The organism is Mediterraneibacter sp., assembly GCF_030825015.1.
Lineage (GTDB): Bacteria > Bacillota > Clostridia > Lachnospirales > Lachnospiraceae > Mediterraneibacter.
Genome location: NZ_JAPJQP010000037.1, coordinates 1 through 4,150, shown reverse-complemented (window position 1 = coordinate 4,150; position 4,150 = coordinate 1). Strand labels below are relative to the sequence as shown.

The window sequence follows — 4,150 nt, the reverse complement described above, 5'->3', positions numbered from 1 at the left end:
CTGTTAGGTTATATTTCAGTAAGAAATGAAATATGGAAGGAAGGATAGTAAAGATGGAAATGATGTTGCAGACACAAAATTTATGTAAATATTTTAGAAAGCAGAAAGCGGTAAATAATGTTTCACTTAATATCGAAAAGGGACAGATTTATGGACTGCTTGGACCGAATGGCGCTGGTAAATCTACCACATTGAAAATGCTGACCGGTATGATGAAACCAACTGCAGGAAAGATTTACTTTGATGGAAAACTTTTGGATAGGAAAGATTTATCAAAAATAGGAGCGTTAATTGAAAATCCGCCTATTTATGAAAATCTTTCCGCCAGAGAGAATTTGAAGGTAAGACAATTATTGCTTGGTACAGATGAAAACAGAATTGATGAGGTTTTGCAGAGTGTATCACTTACAAACACCGGAAAGAAGAAAGCAGGACAGTTTTCTTTGGGGATGAAGCAAAGACTAGGCATTGCAATGGCATTGCTTGGAGAACCGGAACTTTTGATATTGGATGAACCTACGAATGGATTAGATCCAATAGGCATCGAGGAATTACGAGAGCTGATCCGGTCTTTTCCGGAACAGGGAATCACTGTAATTCTCTCCAGTCATATTCTCTCAGAGGTACAGTTACTTGCAGATAAAGTCGGGATTATTTCAGGTGGAATCTTAGGATACGAAGGAGCATTAAAGCAGGGAGATAATCTTGAAGATTTGTTTATGAATGTGGTAAGAAAAAACCAGAAAGCAGGTGAAATCCATGGTTAATATTATAAAAGCAGAACATCAAAAAGCCAAAAGAACCATGCGAAAAAAGTTTATCTGGGGATTTCCTCTTCTTACATTTGTCATGGCATTTATATTTACTCTTGGGATGACAAATGCTTATGCAGAAAGTGTTTGGAACTGGTGGTATACACTTTTGCTGCCGGGGATGATTGCTCTATTTTGTTATCTTTCTGTGGCGCAGGAGAAAAAGATAAAATACTATCATTTAATGACTATTCCCACAGACAGAAGAAAATTGTTGCTGGGGAAAATTATTTATATTGGGTACATGATTTTGTTTTCTAATGTGATTGTGTTTGCAGGAGCAACGCTTGGAGGCTTTCTTCTAACGACACATGTTCCAGTGAAAGGAGCGTTGATTGCAGTATTGTTTCTGACGGTTTCTGAGTTATGGGAGATTCCGGTAGCTTTATTTTTAAGTGAACGATTTGGAATGATTGTAAACCTGTTCGTCTGCCTATTTATTACCGTCAGCGGTGTGCTAATATCACAAACCAGAATCTGGTATGTACTTGTTTCTGCAATCCCTATGCGAATGATGTGCCCGTTGCTTCATGTTTTACCAAATGGACTTGCCGCAGAAGCAGGGAATCCTCTTTTGGATACGGGAGTCATTGTTCCGGGAATGTGTCTCTCAATCATCTGGTTTGTTTTTGTAACGGTTCTGTTTTTGAAATGGTTTGAGAGAAGAGAGGTGAAATAAGATGATTGGAAGATCTCTTAATGCAGACTTGCGAAAGATGAAAGGAACATCTGTGATTCTGGCACACTTACTGATTCCGATTATAACCAGCGTTATATTTTTAATATATTACTTTTTTTCACCATGGAATGAAAATATGAAAGTGATTGCATTTTATCAGGCAATAGGAGCAGGACTTCCGGTACTTATTGGAATTTTTACAGCAAGTGTGATGGAACAGGAACAAAATGCAGGTGATTTTCAAAATCTGTTATCTTTACCGGATAAACATGCAGCATTTTTATCGAAACTGTTGATGCTACTGGTTTTGTGTCTGTGCTCTATCCTATTGACAGCAATCATATTCGGAATTGGATTTGGAAGAATCGCATCAAGCGATATCGAAATCATGAAAGGATGTATATTTGCAGCATTGCTGCTGTGGGGAAGCAGTGTTCCACTTTATCTGTGGCAGCTGATTCTGGCTTTTCAGTTTGGAAAAGGGGTATCCATTGGAGCAGGGATTATATCAGGACTAATTAGTGCATTGATGCTTACCGGACTTGGAGATTATGTGTGGAAATATGTATTTGTCTGCTGGACGGGTAGAGTACCATATACTTATCTGCAATCTGTATTGGGAGAAACTAGTGTAGGTGAATGGTTGTCATTCATACCAGGTTGCTTAATATTTACAGGGATTAGTATGGTATACTATTTTTGGTGGGTAAACCACTGGGAAGGAAACAGAATATCGGAATAGAATCGAGGGAAACTATGGCAAAAATACTGGCAGTTGATGATGAACCGGCAATTCTGGAAATGATAGAAAGCATTTTGAATAAGGATGGACATCTGGTTACCAAAGTAAGTAATCCGCTGAAACTTAATATGGAAGAATTACATCGTTATGACCTGATTTTACTGGACATTATGATGCCTGGAATTGATGGCTTCGAATTATGCAAAAGAATCAGGGCACTTGTGGATTGTCCGATTTTGTTTCTTACGGCAAAAACGGAGGAAAACAGTCTGGTAAACGGACTTTCTTTAGGAGCAGATGATTATATTTCAAAGCCATTTGGAGTGATGGAACTTCGGGCAAGGATCAATGCACATCTTAGAAGAGAGCACAGGGAACATTCTGTCCGGATGGTTTTGGGGAGGGTCTGTATTCAAATATCTCAAAAGAAACTATTGGTTGATGATAAGGAACTTCCTCTTACGAAAGCGGAGTACGAAATCTGTGAATTTCTGGCTAAAAACAGAGGACAGGTTTTCTCGAAGGAACAGATATTGGAAGCGGTCTTTGGCTTTGACAATGAGAGTAATGACAGTACTATAATCACGCATATCAAAAATATAAGAGCAAAATTTGCGGATTATGATTATACACCGATAAAAACAGTCTGGGGGATTGGATATAAATGGGAAGAGTAAAGAGAAGCAATGCACTCAGCAGGATTTTTATGAGATATGTACTGGTCATGCTTGGATCATTAGTTGGTTTGGTGATTGTTGCTTATCTGCTGCTGTACCTTTTGATTAGTGTGGGCTGTATTTATCCGGCAAATTATGCAGAGCAAAAGATTAATGAAGCATATGATACGATTCTACGTGCAGATAAAGTGACTGCTGAGATGATTCCCGCACTTTGTGATTATGTAATCTTTTCAGAGAATGGAGAGAAAATAGGTGGAGATCTGTCAGAACAATACGAACAGATAGCATGGAATGTTGCAAAGTACGGAAACGCATCCGGGAAATATTTTTATAAAGTAATTGTAAGGGAAAATGAATATGTTGTATTGCAATATCGCCTGACACCTCAATATCATTCAGCTTTTTTGAGGGAGCATTTTATAGGACCACAGAATGTGATGATTATTATGTCTGTGATTGGAGCGGTAGCGATTATCATCATTCCGTCCATACGTTTTGGAAAAAGAATCAAAAAGCAGATGCAGCCTGTATTAGACGCAATCGGACAAATAAAGGATCAAAATCTGGAATATGAGACATCCTGTTCCGGTATCAAAGAGTTTGATGACTGTTTATCGGCAATCGATGATATGCGAGATGCATTGCGAGAATCTTTAGAAAAGCAGTGGAAAACAGAGCAGGAAAAGAAACAACAGATGTCTGCTTTGGCGCATGATATTAAAACACCTCTTACGATTGTACGGGGAAATGCAGAACTACTTTCAGAGACTGAACTGACCACAGAACAGAAGAAAAATATCACTTATGTTTTGAACGGCACAACACAGATACAAAGTTATGTAAAACAGTTGATAGATGTCACAAAATCATGGAATTGCAGTGATGTTACCTATACAACGGTGAGGTTAGAAGATTTTTTCGCAGATATAAAGGAACAGGCACTCGGACTGGTAGAAATCTATCACCAGAAGATAGATTGGAAGGCGGAACAAAGTGATAAAAAGGTAACGATTGCTTATGATCCAATGTTCCGAGCCGTAATGAATGTGATTCAGAATGCAGTGGAGCATACAAAAGAAAATGGAATCATTTATATTGACGCAAAGGAGCAGGATGGCCGGCTGACATTCATTGTGGAGGATAGCGGATCAGGATTTACAAAAGAAGCATTATTGCATGGCACAGAGCAGTTTTTTATGGATGACACAAGTAGAAATGGCGAAGCCCATTATGGGAT

The 4,150-nt window shown here is 38.5% G+C and carries 5 protein-coding genes; all 5 read left to right on the top strand.

Features of this window, described 5'->3' with window-relative positions; translation table 11 throughout:
- The first annotated feature begins 53 nt into the window (after window positions 1-53).
- Window positions 54-767, top strand: coding sequence for a lantibiotic protection ABC transporter ATP-binding protein (locus RCH61_RS09700; RefSeq protein ID WP_306480597.1), 714 nt, complete (start codon window positions 54-56; stop codon window positions 765-767).
- Complete coding sequence (locus RCH61_RS09695) at window positions 760-1,491, top strand: lantibiotic immunity ABC transporter MutE/EpiE family permease subunit (protein ID WP_055176469.1); 732 nt, start codon at window positions 760-762, stop codon at window positions 1,489-1,491. Before RCH61_RS09700 ends, RCH61_RS09695 begins: the two co-directional genes overlap by 8 nt.
- A gap of 1 nt (window position 1,492) precedes the next feature.
- A complete protein-coding gene (locus tag RCH61_RS09690) occupies window positions 1,493-2,233 on the top strand; it encodes a lantibiotic immunity ABC transporter MutG family permease subunit (RefSeq protein ID WP_306480596.1) in 741 nt (246 codons plus the stop codon).
- 14 nt (window positions 2,234-2,247) lie between these two features.
- Entirely contained in the window at window positions 2,248-2,910 is a 663-nt protein-coding gene (locus RCH61_RS09685; RefSeq protein WP_007888489.1) for a response regulator transcription factor, read from the top strand.
- Window positions 2,898-4,150 (top strand): HAMP domain-containing sensor histidine kinase (locus RCH61_RS09680; protein ID WP_306480595.1); only part of this gene is annotated, 1,253 nt, incomplete at its 3' end. The genes RCH61_RS09685 and RCH61_RS09680, both read left to right, overlap by 13 nt.

Coding starts and splice junctions, on each gene's coding strand:
- RCH61_RS09700 (WP_306480597.1), top strand. CDS start 54: ATGGAAATGATGTTGCAGACACAAAATTTATGTAAATATTTTAGAAAG.
- RCH61_RS09695 (WP_055176469.1), top strand. CDS start 760: ATGGTTAATATTATAAAAGCAGAACATCAAAAAGCCAAAAGAACCATG.
- RCH61_RS09690 (WP_306480596.1), top strand. CDS start 1,493: ATGATTGGAAGATCTCTTAATGCAGACTTGCGAAAGATGAAAGGAACA.
- RCH61_RS09685 (WP_007888489.1), top strand. CDS start 2,248: ATGGCAAAAATACTGGCAGTTGATGATGAACCGGCAATTCTGGAAATG.